Source organism: Streptomyces sp. NPDC003027, from assembly GCF_053591435.1.
Window position 1 is genome coordinate 33,415 of sequence record NZ_JBSFTU010000042.1, and the last position, 19,378, is coordinate 52,792.

A 19,378-nucleotide genomic window follows, 5' to 3' on the forward strand; every position below is an offset into this window, starting at 1 on the left:
AACCACCAGAGAACAGGACGGTGTGACGTGACGATCCTTGCCGTGGCCGATCCCATCGCCGGGGCGCTGCCCGCGGACTGCGTCGTGATCGGCGTCGTGACGAGCCCAGGAGGGCCGGTTCCGGCCCCCGGCGCGGAAGCCGTGAGCGAGGCGTTCGGCGGCAGGCTCGCCGCGACGCTCGGCTGCCTCGGCATGACCGGCACCGAGGGGGAGGCGCTCAAGCTGCCCGCGCCGGCGGACCTCAAGGCCGAGACGGTCCTCGCGGTCGGCCTGGGCGAGTCCGCCGACGACGGCGGCGAGCCCACCACGGAGGCGCTGCGCCGGGCGGCCGCTGTGGCCGCCCGCGCCCTGACCGGCACCGGGCGGGCCGTCCTCGCGCTTCCGGTCGCCACCGCCGAGGCGGCGGAGGCGGTGGCGCTCGGCGGCCTGCTCGGCTCCTACGCCTTCACCGCCTTCCGTGCCCCCGCCGACCGTGAGGCTCCCGTCGGCGAACTGGTGATCCCGGCGGCCGGCGAGACCCGGGACGACCTCGCGGCCGGTGTCCGGCGCGGCACCGTGATCGGTGAGGAGACGAACCGTGCGCGCGACCTCGTCAACATGCCGGCCAACCACCTCACGCCGGAGACCTTCGCCGCCGCCGTGAGGACGGCCGGCGAGGAGTACGGGCTCGATGTCGAGGTGTTCGACGAGCGGGCGCTCACTGAGAGGTCCTTCGGCGGCATCCTCGGCGTCGGCCAGGGCTCGGTGCGGCCGCCGCGCCTCGTCAGGGTCGCCTACCGCCACCCGGACGCGCGGGCCACCCTCGCCTTCGTCGGCAAGGGCATCACCTACGACTCCGGCGGCATCTCCCTCAAGCCGGTCGGCTTCAACGAGATCATGAAGCGCGACATGGCCGGTGCCGCCGCCGTCTTCGCCGCCGTGGTGGCCGCCGCCCGGCTCGGGCTGCGGGCCGGTGTCACCGGGTGGCTCCCCCTCGCCGAGAACATGCCGTCCGGCTCGGCGACCAAGCCGGGGGACGTACTGCGGATGTACGGCGGAAAGACCGTCGAGGTGATCAACACCGACGCCGAGGGACGCCTGGTGCTCGCCGACGCCCTCGTCCGCGCGGGCGAGGAGGAACCCGACGCCCTCGTGGACGTGGCCACCCTGACCGCCGCGATGAAGATGGCCCTGGGCCACCGGGTCTTCGGCGTCATGTCCGGCGACGACGCCTTCCGCGACCAGGTCGTCGACGCCGCCGGGCGGGCCGGGGAGGAGGCCTGGCCCATGCCGCTCCCCGGCCACCTGCGGGAGAGCCTGAACTCCCCGGTGGCCGACATCGCCAACACCGGTGAGCGCATGGGCGGCGGCCTGGTGGCCGGCCTCTTCCTGAAGGAGTTCGTGCCGGACGGCGTCCCCTGGGCCCATCTCGACATCGCGGGACCGGCCTTCCACGAAGGCGCGCCGCACGGCTGCACCCCCAGGGGCGGCACCGGTTCCGCGGTGCGCACCCTGGTCCGGTTGGCCGAGGACGCCGCCGCCGGCGCGCTCGACCGGCAGGGGATGGACCGGTGAGCCGGTCCGGGGCGCGGGCGGGCCGTTCCCGGTGCGCGGGTCGAGGGGGCCGCCGACGATGAGGATCCTCTATCAGATCGACGCCTTCACCCGGGCGCCCTTCACGGGAAACCCCGCGGGCGTCGTGCTGGGCGCGGACGGCATGACGGACGCCGAGATGCTCGCGGTCGCGCGGGAGCTCAACAACTCCGAGACCGCCTTCGTCCTGCCCGCCGACGCCGCCGACCACGACGTGCGCGTCCGCTTCTTCACCCCCACGACCGAGGTACCCACCTGCGGGCACGCCACCGTGGGCGCGCACTTCGCCCGCGCGGTGGAGTACGGCCTGCCGTCGGGATCGCTGCGGCAGAAGACGGGCGCCGGGTTGATCCAACGGGTGGAGGTCCACCGGGACGGGGAGAGGGTACGGATCGGCATGCACCAAGGAAGGGCGGAGTTCGGGCCCGAGCTGGACGGCGGCCGAGTGGACCGGCTGCTGCGGGCCCTGGGAGCCGGCACCGCCGACCTGGCGGAGAACGCCCCCGTCCAGACCGTGTCGACCGGCCACTCCAAGGTGCTCGTGGAGCTCCGGGACCGCGCCGTCGTCGACGCGCTGCGACCCGACCCCTCGGCGTTGACGGCGCTGAGCCGTGAGGTGGGCAGCAACGGCTTCTTCGTCTTCACCCGGTCCACCGGCGACGCCCGGCTCCTCACCTGGTCCCGTATGTTCGCACCGGCGATCGGCATCACCGAGGACCCGGTCACCGGCAACGGCCACGGCCCGCTCGGCGCCTACCTGGTACGGCACGGCATCGTGCCTGCGCCCGGGGGGCGGCTCGACTTCACCGGCCGCCAGGGGGTGGCCATGGGACGGCCCGGTGACGTCCGGGTGCGCGTCGAGGTACGGTCCGACGGTGGGCTCGAGGTGGCCGTCACCGGCGACGCGGTGACCGCGTTCCGGGCCGAGCTGGCGTCCACCGACGACACTCCCGCCCACCGGACCGGGCCGACCGGCACGACCTGAACCGAGCGCCCCGCCCGCTCCCAGTCGACCGCCCCCGCGTGCGCCGTCTGGAGCAAGCCGGATGCGTACGGGCCGTGGCGGAGCCACCGTGGGCTCATGCACAGTCACCCGCCCGTCGTCGTCCATCCGCCCTCCGCGACCGGCGGCCGCCGCGTCCGCGCGGACGGCCGGATCCTCGGACTGGCCGAGAGCGTGGCGGACGTAGCGGATCTGCTGGCCTCCGTCGGGCTTGAGCTGGGGCCGGACGAAGTGGTGGAGTCACCCCTCATCGAGTGGCGCGGCGGCGGCCCGGGCGTATGGGCGGAGTCGCCGCCGTGAGCTAGCGTCCGCTCCCGCCCCCGCGCGAACCGGTACGGACACGGCGGGGCCGCGCCGGAGCGGCCCTCGAACCACCGCCGTCGCCTGCCCGACAAGACCGGCCAGTACGCGACCCGTACGCGAGAAGTACGCGATCCGTACGGTGGGCGGGCTAGGGTGGCGGCGGAGGTGTTCCATGTCCGAGTTGTTCGACGCCGTCGACGCGCTGATCGCGTCCGCTTCCCCGCTGCCCCCACCGGCCGAGCGCAAGCGGCTGCGCACCGCGCACGGCCTGACGCTGGACCAGGTGGCCACGGCCCTCCAGGTGCGACGCGCGACCGTCAGCGGGTGGGAAGCCGGCCGGACGGAACCCAGACCGCCGGAACGCGAGGCGTACGCCCGCCTCCTGGAGAAGCTCGCGGAACTCTACCCGGCCGATTCCACACCGGCCGCGCGGGGCACGGAGGCCCCGGACACGGCGGCCGCGCGGGACATGGCGGCCCCGCCCGCGCCCGCGCCCGGCCCCGCACCCGCCTCCACGACCGGGCTCCGCCCCACCACGCCCGGGCCCCGCGAGGCCGAGTCCGCGCGGCCGCGACCGCGCACCTCGCTCCCCACCCCGGTCTCGGACGCCCCCGCCCCGGCCCCGGCCCCGGCCACCGGGCGAACCACGCCGCGCACGGCCGCCGCGACGACGTCCCCGCGCCCGCGCGCCGGGAGCGCCGCACCGAAGGCCGCCCGCACCACCGCGGCGAAGCCCGCCCCCGTCCCCGCCTCCGCCCCCGGCGACACCCGCTTCGAGCACGGGCCCCTCGCCGTCGTGGACGCCGAGGACGGGAAGGTCTTCGCGTACTGCGTCGGCGGCCTCGTCCTGGACGTGCCCGCCAAGTCCCTCCCGGCGCTGGTCGACTGGACGCTGCGTGACGCGAGACTGGGCGCGCGCAGGCTCAGCGGGGCGGGCAAGGACGCCGACCCGCTGATCGTGCTGACCGAGGCCGCCTGCCTGCGCTACGGCCTTCCGGTCCGGCTCGGTGAGGAGGAGCGCCTGTCGGGGCGGCTGCCGGACGGCCACAAGGTCGTCAGGCAACTGGCACGCGCGGACTGGCAGTTGACCAAGCGCGGGTTCGGCCCGTGGGCGCGGATCTACCGCCCGGCGCAGGGCTCGCACCGTACGTGCGTGCAGCTGTGCCTCCCGTCCTGGGGCGCGCTCGACACCCGGCACTGGGGCGACGCGGCGGAGCTGCCGCCCCCGGACCTCGCCCGGCTCCTCGGCACGTACGCGTCCCGGGTGATGACGCCGCGAGGCTCCACCGCCGTCACCGGCCTGGAGCTGATGACCGCCCTCCACCCGCCCACGCGGGCGAGCGAGCCCGACGAGCACGGCGTCCGGCACAGCGAGCACAACCCGGGCTCACTGGGGAAGGACCCGGTCGACTGCGCGCCGTGCGAGGCCCCCGACGGCCACCCGCTGCTCACGGACCTGCCGAGGTTCCACCGGCGCACGCCGACCGAGGTGCTGATGGAGGAGGCGTACGACTGGGCGCGGCCGCTCACCGACGAGGAGTGCCTCAAGCGGCACCTCGTCGGCATCGACGTGAACATGGCCTTCGCCGCGGGCGCGAACGGCACGATCGTGGGCCTGGGAGCGCCGACGTACGTCGAGAACCCGCGGTTCGACCCGAAGCTGCCCGGCTCCTGGCTGGTCGACCTCTCCCACGTCGACCTCTCCCGCGTGCTGGTCGGCAAGGAGTGGCGGCGCCTCGAAGGCGACCTGCTGCCGAGCCCGTTCACACCCAAGGGCGAGAGGCCCGAGGGGCCGGCGTGGTACGCCACGCCCACGGTGGCGTACGCCGTGGAGCTCGGCTACGACGTGGAACCGGCCGAGGCGTACGTACGGTACGAGAACGGGCGCTACCTGGACGGCTGGTACAACCGGCTGCGCGACGCCTATGTGGCGACCATGGCCGACCTGGGCGTCACCGGCGACCTGCCGCCGGAGGACTTCCTGACGGCCATGGACGGCTACCGGCTGCGCGACCCGCAGCTGGCGATCGTGCTGTCCGCGATCAAGGCCACCGTGAAGGGCGGCATCGGCAAGCTCCGCGAACGTCCCCGCGGCGAGGGGTGGAAGCCGGGCGAGCCCTGGCGGGCCCTGTCCCGTCCGACCTGGCGGCCCGACATCCGCGCCGCCGTCATCTCCCGCACACGCGTCAACATGCACCGCAAGATGGTCCGGCACGCGGTCGCCACGGGGCAGTACCCGGTCGCGGTCCTCTCCGACTGCGCCGTGTACGCCTCCGACGGGCCGTCTCCGCTGGACTTCCTGCCGTACCGGGACGGCAAGCCGCTGCCGGGCGGCTTCCGGCTCGGTGTCTCACCGGGAATGGTCAAGCACGAGGGGACCCAGAGCGTGCTGTGGGGCGAAGGCGTACGCGAGCGGTACGGCCAGGAGCTCAACCTCGCCCGCTACATCAAGGACGGCGACGTCACCACCGTGGACGACGGGGAGTAGGTGGACCACGATGAGCATGTTCGGGGACGGCCTGGAGAAGGCGGTGCAGCGGGCGTTCACCCGCCCGATCCCGAAGTCGGCCGGTGCGCGGATGCGGTACCTGGTCAGGCAGCTCAAGGGCACGAGGGCCGTCGCCCAGATGCTGCGGGTGTCCCAGCGCACCGTGGAGCGGTATGTGAAGGACGAGATCAAGAAGCCCCGCCGGGACCTCGCCGAGCGCCTGGAGCGCGAGGTGACCCAGCGGTGGCAGCCGCAGATCCGCGCCAGAGCCAGGCGGACGGCGGCCACCACGGGCGGCATCGTCATCGACACCCGCGCCCGGCTCGGCTACACCGCTCCGATCGGCACGACCGACCAGGACCGGATCCGCCACCTCACCGTGGCACTCCCGCCGCGGTACGCCGCCCGCCTCTTCGAGGCGCAGGAGCAAGGGGCCGGCGACCGCCGGCTCCAGGAGATCGCCGCCGAGGCCCTCAAGGAGGTGTACTTCCAGGACGGCGGCCGCCGCGCCGGCGGCCTGGAGGAGGTGCGCTTCACGGACGTGCAGCACATCGACTTCGACCTCTGAGTACGGTCCGCGAAGCCCGCTGCGACTCCGGTCCGCGAAGCCGGGAGGGGCCGCCCCGAGGCCCGGGCCGGGCGCCCGCAGGCGCCGGCCACGGGCCGAGGAGCGGCCCCCGCCCGACCCGGTGTCAGCCGGACGCGCTCTTCACTGTCGACAGCTCGGTCACATGGACCGGCTCCGTGCCGGCCGAGCTGTGGCGGGCCGCCCAGTTCTCCAGCGCCATGCGGCAGGCGTGGTCCAAGTGGTGCACGCCGGACAGGTCCAGCTTGATGGGGCGGTCCTGGGGCAGGGCCTCCAGGCTGTCGAGGATCTTCGGCAGCCGCAGGAAGGTCGCGTTGCCCGACAGGTACACCTGGACGGGCCCTGCGCCCTTGTCGACGACCTCCAGCCGGTTGTGCGAGGCCTCCCAGGCCGTCTTGGCCACGGACAGGGCGAGGCCGATCAGGACGCCCTCGAACATGTTCACGGCGACGATGCCCACAGCCGTGACCACGAGGATCACCGCCTCGCCGCGATGCTCCCGCCACAGCGGTGCGATCGTCCGCAGCGGGATCAGCTTCCAGCCCGCGTGGACCAGGATGCCGGCGAGGGCGGGCAGCGGGATGAGGGCCAGGGCGGACGGCAGGAGCGCCGCGAAGAGCAGCAGCCACACGCCGTGCATGACCCGGGAGGCCTTCGTCTTCGCGCCCGCCCGGACGTTGGCGGAGCTGCGCACGATGACGGCGGTCATGGGCAGCGCGCCGAGCAGCCCGCACACGCTGTTGCCGGCGCCCTGGGCCATCAGCTCCTTGTCGTACTCGGTCCGCGGACCGTCGTGCAGGCGGTCGACGGCCGCCGCGCTGAACAGGCTCTCGGCGGAGGCGATCAGGGTGAACGCCAGGACGGTCCCGAGCATGCCCAAGGTGGCCAGTTCACCGAACGCGTCGAGCCCGGGCGGCTGGATGGCGCCCAGCAGCCCCTGCACCTCGACCGTGGCGACCGGCAGGCCGAACGCCAGTGAGACGAGGGTCGCCAGCACGACCGCCGCGAGCGCGCCCGGAACGGCCCGCAGGCGCCGGGGCATGCGGTTCCAGAGCACCATCACGGTGATGGTCCCCGCCCCGACGGCGAGAGAGGCGAGGGCCGAGGTGCTTCCGAGGGCGTCTAACAGAACGCTGGGGAGTCCGGCTATCTTGCCGAGACCGGATGACGGTGCTTCCGCGCCGGCCGCCGCGTACAGCTGGCCGGCTATGAGGACGAGTCCGATGCCGGCGAGCATGCCCTCGACGACCGAGACCGAGATGGCCCGGAACCAGCGCCCCAGTTTGAGGGCGCCCATGGCCAGTTGCAGCAGGCCGGCCGTGAGCACGATCACGCCCAGAGCGGGCAGCCCGAACGTCTGGACGGCCTCGAAGACCAGCACGGTGAGACCCGCGGCGGGTCCCGACACCTGGAGACTGCTGCCGCGCATCATGCCGGTGACGAGACCGCCGACGATGCCGGTGATCAGGCCCAGTTCCGCCGGGACACCGGAGGCGACGGCGACGCCCACGCACAGCGGCAGGGCGACGAGGAACACGACCAGCGAGGCCATGAAGTCCTGCCGCAGATGGGGGAACTTCTTCCCTCGCCGGCCGACGGCCGTGCTCACAGCGCCTCGAAGGAGTCGGTGCGCGCGTCATGCGCGAGGACGGATCCGGTGTGGACCTCGTAGAACCAGCCGCGCAGGCGCAGCCGCCCGTCCGCCAGGCGCTTCTCGACGCAGGGGTACGAGCGGAGTCTGAGCAGCTGGGTGAGGACGTGGCTCTGTACGGCCTCGGCGACGGCCGGGTCTTCGACCGTGCCTTCGGGGCGGGGAGCGGCGTGCGCCAGCCAGTCGCGCACCGCCGGTACGGCGGTCAGGTCGTCGCCGCGCAGGAGCGCGCCGACGGCGCCGCAGTGCGAGTGGCCGCAGACGACGATGTCCGTGACCCCCAGCACCTCCACCGCGTATTCGATCGTGGCCGCCTCGCCCGTGGGCTGCTGCGAGGCGTACGGGGGGACGATGTTTCCGGCGGTCCGCAGTTCGAAGAGTTCACCGGGCTTGGCGCCGGTGATCAGGGCGGGGACGACCCGGGAGTCGGAGCAGGTGATGAACAGGACCTGCGGGGACTGGCCCTGGGCCAGACGGGCGAACTCCTCGGAACGCTCGGCGGACTGCTCGCGGAAGGATCGGGCGTGTTCGATGAGGGGCTGCATACCAGTGTTCCTCCTGGCGCGCCGTTGTCGGCGCGTCGGCGTACGTACGAGAACGGGGCGCGGGCGGCCACGTCGACATGACCCCACGTCGACGCGCACGGCGGTGCGGGCCGGGTGGGACCTACGTCGGTGGACGCCGCGGATCAGCTCAGCAGCGGAAGACCTGAAGGGCCGCCGCCGAGTGAGCGGTGGAGGATCTCGATACGCGGTGCGCGTCGCCGAACGGAGAGAGTCCCACGTGGGGCCGCGCGGCGGCGGTGGCGCCCCGCAGCAGGGAACGGGAGGGAGTGTCGAGCGTGGAACCGGCCGTGCTGCGGTGCCGGTCACGCGCGGGCAGAAGTCCGTTCGTGTCGCCGTCGGGTGTATCGCACGTGATGTGATCCCGCTCCTCCGCCGCCGCGTCGGGCGTGGGCCTCTGCGAAGGTTCGGCGCCCGACACGGGGGCGTCGTGCGCGAACGCGGGGGAGGTGCCGACGGCCGGGAACTGCAGGGCCAACAGGAGGGCGGTCAGGACGGTGACCACGAAACGGGTCGCCGTGGCTGGCATCTCGCGCCTCCTCTCACACTCCTGTCAATGGCTTGAGGAACGCTAACAGCCGTAAAAGCCCACCGAGTTAACGCTGTGTGAAAAGTCTGAAAGTGTCGGGGCGGACGGCTGAATCCATGCGTGATAAACGCATGCGCGCGGAAGTGTCGCGGACACCCGTTTCCGACCGGGCCGGTCGATGTCCGCGCAGGCGGGGACGGGTGCTGATGTGATTCTTATATCCCCCATCGGTGTCGGTCCGTCCCATGAGGGCCATTACGGTCCTGCTGTCATTCGCACGGGGCATCGAGCCGGTGAAGTGCTGCGGCGATGCCGTAAAATAGCGGGTTCGCCTCGCCACCGTGATAGTCGGCCGGCATATCCGGACCGGCGAAATGGCACCGCTCGGCTTCGTCCTCCGGTCGCCTGCGGGTGCCCCCTCGCCGGTGGCCGCGCTGTCTGGCGATCACCGTTGGGCGCGCGTGATGATGGAGGGGTCCACGCGTCATGGGGGACGAGGCGAGGGAAGGAACGCCGCATGTGCCGATGGCTCGCCTACTCAGGTACCCCGGTGCTGCTCGACTCCCTGCTGTACCGCCCGGCGCACTCGCTGATCGATCAGAGTCTGCACTCCCGCATGGGCGTCGAGACCACGAACGGCGACGGCTTCGGGATCGGCTGGTACACCGTGGGGATGGACACCCCGGCCGTGGTGCGCGACACCGGCCCCGCGTGGAACAACCGCAACCTGCGGGAGATCTCCGCCCATGTCCGCTCCCACATGTTCTTCGCCCACATCAGGGCGTCCACGGGGTCGGCGATCCAGCAGACCAACTGCCACCCCTTCCGCCACGGGCGCTGGTTGTGGATGCACAACGGCGCGATCACCGACTTCAACCGGCTGCGCCGGGACCTGTGCCTGCGCATCGACCCGTCCCTGTTCGCCGACATCGAGGGGTCGACGGACTCCGAGGTCATGTTCTTCCTGGCCCTCACCTACGGGCTGGACCAGGACCCGCCCACCGCCGTGGCGCGGATGGCGGGTCACGTGGAGACGCTCGGCCGGGAGCACGGCGTGGAGTACCCGCTCCAGATGACGATCGCGGTGACGGACGGGGACGGGCTGTGGGCCTTCCGCTACTCCAGCGAGCGACGCTCGCGTTCGCTGTTCTACAGCGCCGAACTGGAGACCCTCCGGGGGCTGCACCCCGACCTGACGTTCCTGGACCACTTCTCCGACCAGAGCCGGCTCGTCGTCTCCGAACCCCTCAGCGGACTGCCGGGCGCCTGGTTCGAGGTCCCCGAGTCCACCTACGGCCTCGTCCGGGGCAGCGGGGACTTCCTCCGGCCCTTCGTCCCCCTGGCGGAGGACTCCGTGACGGCGCTGTAGACCGTTCGTGGCCCTTCGGCGCGTCCCGGTAAGGTGCCAAGGGGGCGCGCGGGCCCGCCCCCCCACCGCTGAACCAGCCCGGACCTGGGGGTTTGTCGTGCCTGTTCCTCGCCTGAGCCGTACACCTCTGCCCGGCATCGGCGTCCGTTACGACCTCACCACGCGCGAACAGCAGCCGCTGTCGGTGGTCGCCCACAGGGACGGGACGCGGACGCTGAACGCCTACCGCCGGGACGATCCCGACGAGTGCGCGCTCTCGGTGAAGCTGACGTCCCGTGAGGCGGAGGCCCTGATCGACGCGTTGATGCCCTCGCACCACAGCCCGAACCTGCTCTCCACCAACGATCTGGGCCTGGTGGCCGAACGCGTCGAACTGTCCTCCGCGTCGCACTGGAACGGCCGGGTGCTGGGCGAGACCCGCATACGGACCGAGACCGGCGCGTCGATCGTGGCCATCCTGCGCCGCTCGGGGGCGATACCCTCCCCGACTCCGGACTTCCGTCTGGCGGGTGGCGACACGCTGATCGTGATCGGCACCCGCGAGGGCGTCGAAGCCGCCGCGGCGATCCTCGGCCGGGAGTGATCGCGTGCACTCCTCCGCCGTCTTCCTGATCGAATTCGGGGCCATCATCCTCGGCCTGGGCCTGCTGGGGCGATTCGCCGGCCGCTTCCGGTTCTCCCCGATCCCCCTCTATCTCCTCGCCGGTCTCGCCTTCGGCGAGGGCGGGCTGCTGCCGCTGGGCACGAGCGAGGAGTTCGTCGCGATCGGCGCCGAGATCGGCGTCATCCTGCTCCTGCTGATGCTCGGCCTCGAGTACACCGCCAGCGACCTCGTCTCCAACCTCAAGACCCAGTACCCGGCCGGCCTGGTCGACGCCGCCCTGAACGCCCTGCCCGGCGCCGCCATGGCGCTGCTCCTCGGCTGGGGCCCGGTCGCCGCCGTCGTGCTGGCCGGAGTCACCTGGATCTCCTCCTCGGGCGTGATCGCGAAGGTGATGGGAGACCTGGGGCGGCTCGGCAACCGGGAGACTCCGGTGGTGCTCAGCATCCTGGTCCTCGAAGACCTCGCCATGGCCGTCTACCTCCCCATCATCACCGCCCTGCTGGCGGGCGTGAGCCTGGCCGCGGGAAGCCTCACGCTCGCCATCGCCCTCGGGGTGGCGGGGCTCGTGCTCTTCCTCGCGGTCCGCTTCGGCCGCCACATATCCCGCTTCGTCTCCAGCGACGACCCCGAGAAGCTCCTGCTCGTCGTCCTCGGCCTGACGCTGCTCGTCGCCGGGATCGCCCAGCAGCTCCAGGTCTCCGCCGCCGTGGGCGCCTTCCTGGTCGGCATCGCCCTCTCGGGCGAGGTCGCCGAGGGAGCGCACAGCCTCCTCAGCCCCCTGCGGGATCTGTTCGCGGCGGTGTTCTTCGTCTTCTTCGGCCTGCACACCGACCCCGCCAGCATCCCGCCCGTGATCCTCCCCGCCCTGGCCCTGGCCGTGGTCACCACCGGTACGAAGATCGCCACCGGTTACTGGGCGGCCCGGCGCGCCGGGATCTCCGCCAAGGGCCGCTGGCGGGCCGGCGGCACGCTCGTGGCGCGAGGCGAGTTCTCCATCGTCATCGCCGGGCTCGCCGTCACCGCCGGCATCGAACCCGCCCTCGGTCCGCTCGCCACCGCGTACGTCCTCGTCCTGGTGATCGCCGGACCCCTCACCGCCCGCTACACCGAACCGGTCGCCACCTGGCTCACCGGACGCCGGAGCCGTGCGGCCGTGGCCCGGAGCGGCGGCGGTGCGGACCGGGAGACGATGCCCGAGGCACTGGAAGCCGTCGAGGACGGTACGGTCGGCCGGACGTGAGCCCCGCCCGGTCGGGGCCGACCCGACCGGGCCGCTCGCCCCACCTTCGTGTTCGCGATCTCGAACGCCGTTCGGAGTTTTGCTCAAACCATTGACGACCCCTTGCCGGCCGTCTAGCTTCGCGTCCGAAGTAGCGATCACTGTTCGTAATCTCGAACAACTCTCCGTGCGCATCTTCGGTGAAGGAGCTCCTCCATGCCCGTCGACCGCCCCGCCCGCCGTCGCACCGCGACCCTCCTCGCCGCCGGCGCCGCCGTCCTCGCCTGCCTGGCCCCCGCGGCGATCGCCGCGCCGGCACCAACCCCGAGCGCCGGCTACCCCGATCCGCTGCCCGTCACCGGCGACACCGTGGTCCACGACCCGTCGGCGATCAGGCTCGAGGACGGCACCTACGTCGTCTACTCCACGCACGGAGGGCTGGAGGCGCGCACCTCGCGGGACGGGCGCCACTGGCAACGCTCCGGATCGGCCTTCACCGCCCTCCCCTCCTGGTGGCGCGCCTACTCCTCGCAGAGCGACCCCTGGGCACCCGAGATCGTCCACCGCCAGGGCCGCTACTGGCTCTACTACGCGGTGTCCTCCTTCGGCTCCAACCACTCCGCCATCGGCCTCGCCACCTCCCCCACCGGCCGGCCCGGAACCTGGACCGACCAGGGCAAGATCTTCGAGAGCGGCTCCGCCGACCCGTACAACGCCATCGACCCCGGCATCGTCGAGGGCGACGGCAGGGTGTGGATGTCCTTCGGCTCCCACTGGACCGGCATCCGCATGGTCGAACTCGACGGCCGCACCGGCCGCCCGGTCGCGGGAGCGGCCGTGCACCACCTGGCCACCCGGCCGGACGCGCCCTACGCGGTCGAGGCGCCGTCCATCGTGCGCCGCGGCGGTCACTACTACCTCTTCGTCTCCTACGACCGCTGCTGCGCCGGCACCGACTCGACCTACAACATCCGGGTCGGCCGCTCCACCTCACCGACCGGCCCCTACACCGGACGCGACGGTACGCCGATGACCCGGGGCGGCGGAGACGTCCTCCTCGCCGGACACGGCACCTACATCGGCCCCGGCGGCCAGTCGGTGCTCCGCGACCAGGGCCGCGACATCCTCGTCCACCACTACTACGACGCGCGGGACGGCGGCACGCCCAAGCTCGGCCTCGCCCCGCTCTCCTGGCGCCCGGACGGCTGGCCGGCGCTCGCCCGCTGATCCCCACGCCCGCACCACCGGGCGAACCCCGTACCCCGAAAGGAAGTCATGTCCCCGACCCCGGCCCACGCGGCGCGCTTCACCCTCGACCCGGCCTTCACCGTCGGCGAGGTGAACCCCCGCCTCTTCGGATCCTTCGTCGAACACCTGGGCCGCTGCGTCTACACCGGTGTCTTCGAGCCCGGCCACCCCACGGCGGACGAGACGGGGCTGCGCACCGACGTCCTCGACCTCGTACGCGAACTCGGCGTCACCGCCATCCGCTACCCCGGCGGCAACTTCGTCTCCGGCTACCGGTGGGAGGACTCCGTCGGCCCCGTCGAGGAGCGGCCGCGCCGCCTCGACCTCGCCTGGCGGTCCACGGAGACCAACCGGTTCGGCCTGAGCGAGTTCATGGCGTTCCTGAAGAAGGCCGGCCCCGAGGCGGAGCCGATGATGGCCGTCAACCTCGGCACGCGCGGCGTGGCCGAGGCGATCGAACTCCAGGAGTACGCCAACCACCCCTCCGGCACCGCGCTCTCCGACCTGCGGATCGCCCACGGCGACAAGGAGCCCTACGGCATCCGGCTGTGGTGCCTGGGCAACGAGATGGACGGCCCGTGGCAGACCGGTCACAAGACGCCGGAGGAGTACGGCCGGCTCGCCGCCGAGACCGCGCGCGCCATGCGGCAGATCGACCCGGACGTCGAACTCGTCGCGTGCGGCTCGTCCAGCCAGGCCATGCCGGCCTTCGCCGCGTGGGAGGCGAAGGTCCTTGAGGAGACGTACGAACTCGTCGACCACATCTCCCTCCACGCCTACTACGAGGAGAAGGACGGCGACCGCGACTCCTTCCTGGCATCCGCCGTGGACATGGAGTCGTTCATCGAGAACGTGGTCGCCACCTGCGACCACGTGGGCGCCCGGCTGAAGTCGAAGAAGAAGATCAACCTCTCCTTCGACGAGTGGAACGTCTGGTACATGAGCCGCTTCGAGGCGGAGTCGCGGGCCAACCCGCTCGACTGGCCGGAAGCCCCCCGGCTCCTGGAGGACAACTACTCCGTCACCGACGCCGTCGTCTTCGGCTCCCTCCTCATCGCGCTGCTGCGCCACGCGGACCGGGTGACCGTCGCCTGCCTCGCCCAACTGGTCAACGTCATCGCGCCCATCATGACCGAACCGGGCGGCCCCGCCTGGCGCCAGACGACCTTCCACCCCTTCGCGCAGACCGCTCGCCACGGGCGTGGCGAGGTGCTCGACGTACGGGTCGACTCCCCGACGTACCCCACGGCGGCGTACGGAGAGGTGCCCCTGCTGCACGCGACGGCGGTCCGCGATCCGCGCACGGGCGCGATCACCGTCTTCGCCGTCAACCGCGACCGGCAGCGGCCCCTGCCGCTGCGCGTCGCGCTCAACGGCCTGGACCTCGGTGAGATCGTCGAGCACACCGTCCTCGCCGATGCCGACCCGGAGGCCCGCAACACCCTCGACGCGCCGGACCGGGTCACGCCCCACGCCGGTGAGGGCGCGGAGCTGGCCGACTCCGCGCTGACCGTCACCCTGGAGCCGCTCTCCTGGACCATGATCCGCCTGGTCTGACGGCCCGTCACGCGACCCGGCCGGACGCCGGCCTCTCCGTACGGCGGGTCCACCCCGGCCTCGCGCCGGCGCCCGTCGCCGCCCCGCCGGGCGCCGGCAGCGCTGTCCGTCGCGGGCGCCGAGAGTGCTCTGTCCGGCGCGGGCGCCCGGCCCGCCGCCGGTCCCCGTGAAGCCCTGCCGGGGGCGGTCCCGCGCCGTCCCCGGTCCCATCGACCAGCACCCTGGGAAGACGAGCCGCTATGCATTCACCCCACCCCAGCCGGCGCCGTGTGGTCGCCGGCTCCCTGGGCGCCCTCGCCGCCACCGGCGCGCTCGGCCCGCTGGCCACGGGCTGCGCGGCGCCCTCCGCCGCGGCGTCCGGCCGCACGCCGCTGCGCTTCTGGCACCTCTTCGGAGGCGGAGACGGCGTCAACATGCAGAACATGCTGGGCGCCTTCCGCGCCGCCCGGCCGGACATCGAACTGGAGGCCACCACCCTCCAGTGGGGCGCTCCCTACTACACCAAGCTCGGCATGGCCGGAGCCGGCGGACGCGCCCCCGAGGTGGCCGCCCTCCACATGGCCCGGCTCGCGGGCTTCGGGCCCGGCCGGCTGCTCGACCCCTTCCCGTCCGACCTGCTGGCCGAGGCCGGCATACGCGCGGACGACTTCCCTCCGGATCTCTGGCGGCGCGGGCAGATCGACGGCAGGCAGTACGCCGTCCCCCTCGACACCCACCCGCTGGTGCTCTACTACCAGACCGAGATCTGCCGCGAGGCAGGCCTGATGGACGGCGACCGGCTCAGGACCGTCAGGGGCGCGGCGGAGTTCACCGAAGCCCTGCGCGCCGCCAAGAAGGCCACCGGGGCCCCCGCTCTCGTCACCGAGACGCTCGGCCCCGACTGCATCACGCCCTGGCGGCTCTTCTCCACCTTCTACTCCCAGACCGGCGGAGCGGTGCTCTCGCCCGACGGCAAGAGCCTCGCCCTCGACGACGCCAAGGCCCTGCGGGTCCTGGAGTTCATGGCCTCGCTCGTGGAGGAGGGACTCTGGGCGCGCCGCGCCGACTACGGCGCCTCCGTGGGCATCTTCAGCCAGGGGCGTACCGCCTTCCACCTCAACGGCGACTGGGAGGTGACCACCTTCCGCACCAACGGGACGCCCTTCTCGATGACCCGCGTTCCCGCCCTCTTCGGGCGGGCCACGACCCAGGCCGACTCCCACGCCTTCGTACTGCCGCACCAGCGCGACCGCGACGCGGTGACGGACCGGGCGATCTGCGCCTTCGTCGCCTGGATGCTCAAGCACTCCGTGGAGTGGGCGGCCGGCGGCCACGTCCCCGCGTACCGGCCCGTCCTCGCCGATCCCGCCTATCTGGCGCTCGAACCGCAGTCGGCGTACCGCGACGTCATCGACGACGTGGTGCTCGACGAGCCCGCCTGGTTCGCCGGCTCCGCTTCCCGGATGTGGATCGAACTCGGCGAGGTGTTCTCCACCCTCCTCATCGGCGCTCGCACCCCCCGCGCGGCACTGGCCGAGGCCAAGCTCCGGCTCCGGCGCCTTCTCGACACCCGCAACCCCCTTCCCGGAGCCGCGTCATGACCACTCTCACCCCCAGCGCCGCCCCGGCGCGGCCGACCGCCGGGACGGGCCGCGCGGCCGGCGCGGCGTCGCGGCCGGGAGCCGTCCGGCGCGGGTGGACGGAGCACGGGCTCCTCTTCGTCGCCCCCTTTCTCCTCGTCTACGGCCTCTTCCTCGTCTGGCCCCTGATCAGCGGCCTCGGTATGAGTGTGACCAGCGAGAACATCACCGGCACGGGAGGGGAGTACGTCGGCCTCGACAACTACGCGGAGGCGCTGGCCGACCCGCAGATGTGGTCCTCGCTGTGGAACACCGTGTGGTTCACGGTGCTCTCCACCGTCCCGCTGGTGGCCGCCGGCCTCGTCCTCGCCCTGCTCGCCCACCAGTTGCGCGTCGTCCAGTGGCTGTGGCGGATCAGCTGGTTCGCCCCCTTCCTGCTGCCGTCCGGCGTCGTGTGCCTCCTCTTCTCGCAGATGATCTTCCCGCCGGACTTCGGCCTCGCCGACCAGCTCCTCGCGGCCGTGGGCCTGGATCCCGCCATCGGCTGGCTGAGCGACGAGCGCTACGCCATGCTGTCCATCGTCCTGACCACCGTGTGGTGGACGGTCGGCTTCAACTTCCTGCTCTACCTGGCGGCCCTCCAGGCCGTGCCGCAGCATCTGTACGAGGCGGCCGAGCTCGACGGCGCCGGAGCGTGGCAGCGGCTCCGGCTCATCACCCTGCCGCTCCTGCGCCGTACCACCGGCCTCGTCCTGGTGCTCCAGGTCCTCGCCTCGCTGAAGATCTTCGACCAGGTCTACCTGATGACGGGCGGCGGACCCGACGACTCCACCCGGCCGATCCTGCAGTACGTCTACCAGCAGGGCTTCACCGGCTACCGGATCGGCTACGCCTCCGCCGTCTCCTACATCTTCTTCGCCCTCGTCCTGACCGTCTCCCTGGTCCAGCCCTGGCTGGCCCGGCGCAAAGAGGAGGCCGGCAAGTGAGCCTCGCCACCGCCCGTGACCGTGCCGGACGCACCGGACGGACCGAGGGCCGACGCCCTCGCTGGACCGCCGGCCGGATCGCCCTGCTCGCCACCGCGCTCCTGACGGCCGCCGCCTGGCTCCTGCCACTCCTCTGGGCCGTCGCCACCTCGCTCAAGCCGGAGGGGGAGACGACCAGGACGCCGCTGGAGTGGATCGGCTCGCGGATCACCTTCGAGGCGTACGCCAAGGTGTGGGAGTCCGGCACACTGCTGCGCTGGACCGTCAACTCCTTCATCGTCTCCGGCGCCACCACCCTGCTCACCGTGGTCCTGTGCGCCATGGCCGCCTACGGCTTCACGCGCACCGACTTCCGCGGCCGCAGGCTGCTGTACGGCCTGGTCCTCGCCGGGATCGTGGTGCCGCCCCAGGTCCTCATCGCACCGCTGTTCACCCAGATGGTCCGCATGGGGCTCGTCGACACCTACTGGGGCGTCATCCTGCCCCAGGTCGCCGTGCCGGCCATGGTGTTCATCCTGGTGAAGTTCTTCGAAGGCGTGCCGCGCGAACTGGAGGAGGCCGCCTTCGTCGACGGCGCCGGCCGCTGGCGGGTCTTCTGGACGATCGTCATGCCGCTGTCACGACCGGTGCTCGCCGCGGTCGCGATCTTCACGTTCATCTCCACATGGAACAACTTCCTCTGGCCGTTCCTCGTGACCACGGACCCCCACGCCATGACGCTGCCCGTCGGGCTGGTCAACGTCCAGTCCGGCTTCGGAGTCCGGTACGCCCAGGTGATGGCCTCGCTGGTGATCGCGGGCCTGCCCCTGCTGATCGTCTTCACGCTGTTCCAGCGTCAGATCGTGCGCGGAATCGCGCACACCGGTCTGGCCGGTCAGTGATCACCACGACGTGCCGCGGGCCCGCACCCCCTTGTGGGGTGCGGGCCCGCGGCACGTCGAGCCGTCGTCACGCCGGGGGCGAAGGAGAGCCCCCGGCGGGTCAGGCGTCCGCGGGGAACCTGCGCAGCGGTCCGGGCAGACGTGAACCGAGGGGCGACATGGCGCCGTCCGCCCCGTGCCGCGCCAGCAGGTCCAGGACGAGCCTGCCGCGCCGCACCCGTTCGCGCGCCGTCGCCAGAACGGTCTCCCGCAGGTGCGCCCCCGACGGGTAGACGGAAGGAGCCCTCGACAGACCGAACTTCAGATAGAGAGGAGCACCTCGGCGGATGAGCTCGGCCACCTCGTACATGCGCACATAGCCACCGAGGTCGTCGGGCGCCTCGACGTACATGTCCATCGGAGCCCCGCTCACCCGGCGGATCTCGGTCAGTTGATCCAGCGTCAGGTCACTGGGCACGTTGACCGAGTCCGCCCCCAACCGCTCGTGCACGGCGTACGAGGCGGGGTTGACCGGACCGATCAGCGCCGACACCTTCAGGGTCGTGTCGGCCGGAAGCAGGCCCGCGGCCCGCGCCCGGTGCAGCGTCCACAGCACGCCCTCGTCGGCCACCAGCAGACACGTGACCCCGAGGGAGGTGGCGCGGACGGCGTCCTCCACGCAGCCGGCGACCGCGTCGTGGCCCCGGGCGCGCAGCCCGCCGCCCCGGGAGTCGGTCCGGGTGGCGGCCCCGATGTCCCAGGTGCCGCGCGGGCCCGTGAACAGGCAGAGCTCCACGGAGGAACCGGCGGCGGACTTCACCATCTCGTCGATCTCGGCGTCGGTGAGCATCCAGACGCCGCTGCCCTGGCTGACCCGGTGGACGGGGACGTCGAGCCGCTCCGCCTCCCGGAGCACCGTGTCGAGCGCCTCGGGACCCTCGACGGAGGGAATCTCGATACGCCACCGCCCCCCGTCCGGGAAGGCGTGCGGGGAGGCGTCCTCGGGGGAGAGGGCCGGGGCGGCGAGGCCCAGCGGGCCGAGGATCCGCTCGCCCGGTCGCCGGGGTGGGAGGACGGGGGAGTCGGGCACGGGGCCTCCTGGACGTTCGGCGGTGCTCAACGGGTGACCGGGCGAGGCTTGCGCTGCTCCCAGCCTTCGGCCCAGAGGTCGAAGCGGGCTTGTTGTTGGGGGTGTTCGGCTGCTGCGTCGGTGTCGAGTTCGATGCCGAGGCCGGGGGTGTGGGGGAGGGGGAAGCAGCCGGTTTCGGGGTCGATCTGGGG

The 19,378-nt window shown here is 72.5% G+C and carries 17 protein-coding genes and 1 pseudogene; 13 read left to right on the plus strand and 5 right to left on the minus strand.

Annotation, left to right across the window (positions count from 1 at the left end):
• The first annotated feature begins 27 nt into the window (after positions 1-27).
• From ACWDX6_RS25200 to tpg, 5 genes are all read left to right on the plus strand, one after another.
• Positions 28-1,554: a leucyl aminopeptidase gene (locus tag ACWDX6_RS25200; protein ID WP_451487154.1), complete on the plus strand. Its 1,527-nt coding sequence runs from the start codon at positions 28-30 to the stop codon at positions 1,552-1,554.
• Positions 1,555-1,612: 58 nt separating this feature from the next.
• The gene (locus ACWDX6_RS25205) at positions 1,613-2,557 is read left to right on the plus strand and encodes a PhzF family phenazine biosynthesis isomerase (RefSeq protein ID WP_451487155.1); all 945 of its coding nucleotides are present in this window, start codon (positions 1,613-1,615) and stop codon (positions 2,555-2,557) included.
• A 96-nt stretch (positions 2,558-2,653) separates the two neighbouring features.
• Positions 2,654-2,875, plus strand: a complete 222-nt coding sequence (locus ACWDX6_RS25210; protein ID WP_451487156.1) for a hypothetical protein — start codon at positions 2,654-2,656, stop codon at positions 2,873-2,875.
• 175 nt (positions 2,876-3,050) lie between these two features.
• A complete protein-coding gene (gene tap, locus ACWDX6_RS25215) occupies positions 3,051-5,366 on the plus strand; it encodes a telomere-associated protein Tap (RefSeq protein ID WP_451487157.1) in 2,316 nt (771 codons plus the stop codon).
• A gap of 10 nt (positions 5,367-5,376) precedes the next feature.
• Entirely contained in the window at positions 5,377-5,934 is a 558-nt protein-coding gene (gene tpg / locus ACWDX6_RS25220; RefSeq protein WP_451487158.1) for a telomere-protecting terminal protein Tpg, read from the plus strand.
• Positions 5,935-6,058: 124 nt separating this feature from the next.
• Here the strand turns inward: tpg and ACWDX6_RS25225 are convergent, their stop codons facing one another.
• From ACWDX6_RS25225 to ACWDX6_RS25235, 3 genes are all read right to left on the minus strand, one after another.
• Positions 6,059-7,561 carry a SulP family inorganic anion transporter gene (locus tag ACWDX6_RS25225; protein ID WP_451487159.1) on the minus strand — a complete coding sequence of 501 codons (1,503 nt, stop codon included), beginning with the start codon at positions 7,559-7,561 and terminating at the stop codon, positions 6,059-6,061.
• Positions 7,558-8,148, minus strand: coding sequence for a carbonic anhydrase (locus ACWDX6_RS25230; protein ID WP_451487160.1), 591 nt, complete (start codon positions 8,146-8,148; stop codon positions 7,558-7,560). Before ACWDX6_RS25230 ends, ACWDX6_RS25225 begins: the two co-directional genes overlap by 4 nt.
• A gap of 148 nt (positions 8,149-8,296) precedes the next feature.
• Complete coding sequence (locus ACWDX6_RS25235; protein ID WP_451487161.1) at positions 8,297-8,695, minus strand: hypothetical protein; 399 nt, start codon at positions 8,693-8,695, stop codon at positions 8,297-8,299.
• Between the two features lie 517 nt (positions 8,696-9,212).
• Between ACWDX6_RS25235 and ACWDX6_RS25240 the strand changes: the two genes are divergently transcribed.
• The 8 genes from ACWDX6_RS25240 to ACWDX6_RS25275 all read left to right on the plus strand — a co-directional run bounded on the left by ACWDX6_RS25240 (position 9,213) and on the right by ACWDX6_RS25275 (position 18,118).
• On the plus strand, positions 9,213-10,064 hold the full coding sequence (locus tag ACWDX6_RS25240; RefSeq protein ID WP_451487162.1) for a class II glutamine amidotransferase: 852 nt from the start codon (positions 9,213-9,215) through the stop codon (positions 10,062-10,064).
• Between the two features lie 97 nt (positions 10,065-10,161).
• Positions 10,162-10,647: a cation:proton antiporter regulatory subunit gene (locus ACWDX6_RS25245; protein WP_451487163.1), complete on the plus strand. Its 486-nt coding sequence runs from the start codon at positions 10,162-10,164 to the stop codon at positions 10,645-10,647.
• Positions 10,648-10,651: 4 nt separating this feature from the next.
• Positions 10,652-11,908: a cation:proton antiporter gene (locus ACWDX6_RS25250; protein WP_451487164.1), complete on the plus strand. Its 1,257-nt coding sequence runs from the start codon at positions 10,652-10,654 to the stop codon at positions 11,906-11,908.
• 195 nt (positions 11,909-12,103) lie between these two features.
• On the plus strand, positions 12,104-13,114 hold the full coding sequence (locus ACWDX6_RS25255; RefSeq protein ID WP_451487165.1) for an arabinan endo-1,5-alpha-L-arabinosidase: 1,011 nt from the start codon (positions 12,104-12,106) through the stop codon (positions 13,112-13,114).
• Positions 13,115-13,162: 48 nt separating this feature from the next.
• Positions 13,163-14,692 (plus strand): arabinosylfuranosidase ArfA, encoded by a 1,530-nt coding sequence (gene arfA, locus ACWDX6_RS25260; protein WP_451487166.1) that lies wholly within the window; start codon positions 13,163-13,165, stop codon positions 14,690-14,692.
• A 239-nt stretch (positions 14,693-14,931) separates the two neighbouring features.
• Positions 14,932-16,272 carry an extracellular solute-binding protein gene (locus ACWDX6_RS25265; RefSeq protein ID WP_451487167.1) on the plus strand — a complete coding sequence of 447 codons (1,341 nt, stop codon included), beginning with the start codon at positions 14,932-14,934 and terminating at the stop codon, positions 16,270-16,272.
• Positions 16,269-17,237, plus strand: coding sequence for a carbohydrate ABC transporter permease (locus ACWDX6_RS25270; protein ID WP_451487168.1), 969 nt, complete (start codon positions 16,269-16,271; stop codon positions 17,235-17,237). Before ACWDX6_RS25265 ends, ACWDX6_RS25270 begins: the two co-directional genes overlap by 4 nt.
• Positions 17,234-18,118: a carbohydrate ABC transporter permease gene (locus ACWDX6_RS25275; RefSeq protein WP_451487169.1), complete on the plus strand. Its 885-nt coding sequence runs from the start codon at positions 17,234-17,236 to the stop codon at positions 18,116-18,118. Before ACWDX6_RS25270 ends, ACWDX6_RS25275 begins: the two co-directional genes overlap by 4 nt.
• A gap of 100 nt (positions 18,119-18,218) precedes the next feature.
• On the opposite strand, the gene ACWDX6_RS25280 is transcribed toward ACWDX6_RS25275, so the two are convergent.
• Positions 18,219-19,187, minus strand: coding sequence for a hypothetical protein (locus ACWDX6_RS25280; RefSeq protein WP_451487170.1), 969 nt, complete (start codon positions 19,185-19,187; stop codon positions 18,219-18,221).
• Positions 19,188-19,213: 26 nt separating this feature from the next.
• Positions 19,214-19,378, minus strand: a pseudogene (locus ACWDX6_RS25285) (mandelate racemase/muconate lactonizing enzyme family protein); the annotation flags it as partial.

Excerpts from the sequence above, each read along its gene's own strand:
- ACWDX6_RS25265 (WP_451487167.1), top strand. The coding sequence starts at position 14,932 with ATGCATTCACCCCACCCCAGCCGGCGCCGTGTGGTCGCCGGCTCCCTG.
- ACWDX6_RS25270 (WP_451487168.1), top strand. The coding sequence starts at position 16,269 with ATGACCACTCTCACCCCCAGCGCCGCCCCGGCGCGGCCGACCGCCGGG.
- ACWDX6_RS25255 (WP_451487165.1), top strand. The coding sequence starts at position 12,104 with ATGCCCGTCGACCGCCCCGCCCGCCGTCGCACCGCGACCCTCCTCGCC.
- ACWDX6_RS25205 (WP_451487155.1), top strand. The coding sequence starts at position 1,613 with ATGAGGATCCTCTATCAGATCGACGCCTTCACCCGGGCGCCCTTCACG.
- ACWDX6_RS25230 (WP_451487160.1), bottom strand. The coding sequence starts at position 8,148 with ATGCAGCCCCTCATCGAACACGCCCGATCCTTCCGCGAGCAGTCCGCC.
- tpg (WP_451487158.1), top strand. The coding sequence starts at position 5,377 with ATGAGCATGTTCGGGGACGGCCTGGAGAAGGCGGTGCAGCGGGCGTTC.
- arfA (WP_451487166.1), top strand. The coding sequence starts at position 13,163 with ATGTCCCCGACCCCGGCCCACGCGGCGCGCTTCACCCTCGACCCGGCC.
- tap (WP_451487157.1), top strand. The coding sequence starts at position 3,051 with ATGTCCGAGTTGTTCGACGCCGTCGACGCGCTGATCGCGTCCGCTTCC.
- ACWDX6_RS25235 (WP_451487161.1), bottom strand. The coding sequence starts at position 8,695 with ATGCCAGCCACGGCGACCCGTTTCGTGGTCACCGTCCTGACCGCCCTC.
- ACWDX6_RS25210 (WP_451487156.1), top strand. The coding sequence starts at position 2,654 with ATGCACAGTCACCCGCCCGTCGTCGTCCATCCGCCCTCCGCGACCGGC.
- ACWDX6_RS25240 (WP_451487162.1), top strand. The coding sequence starts at position 9,213 with ATGTGCCGATGGCTCGCCTACTCAGGTACCCCGGTGCTGCTCGACTCC.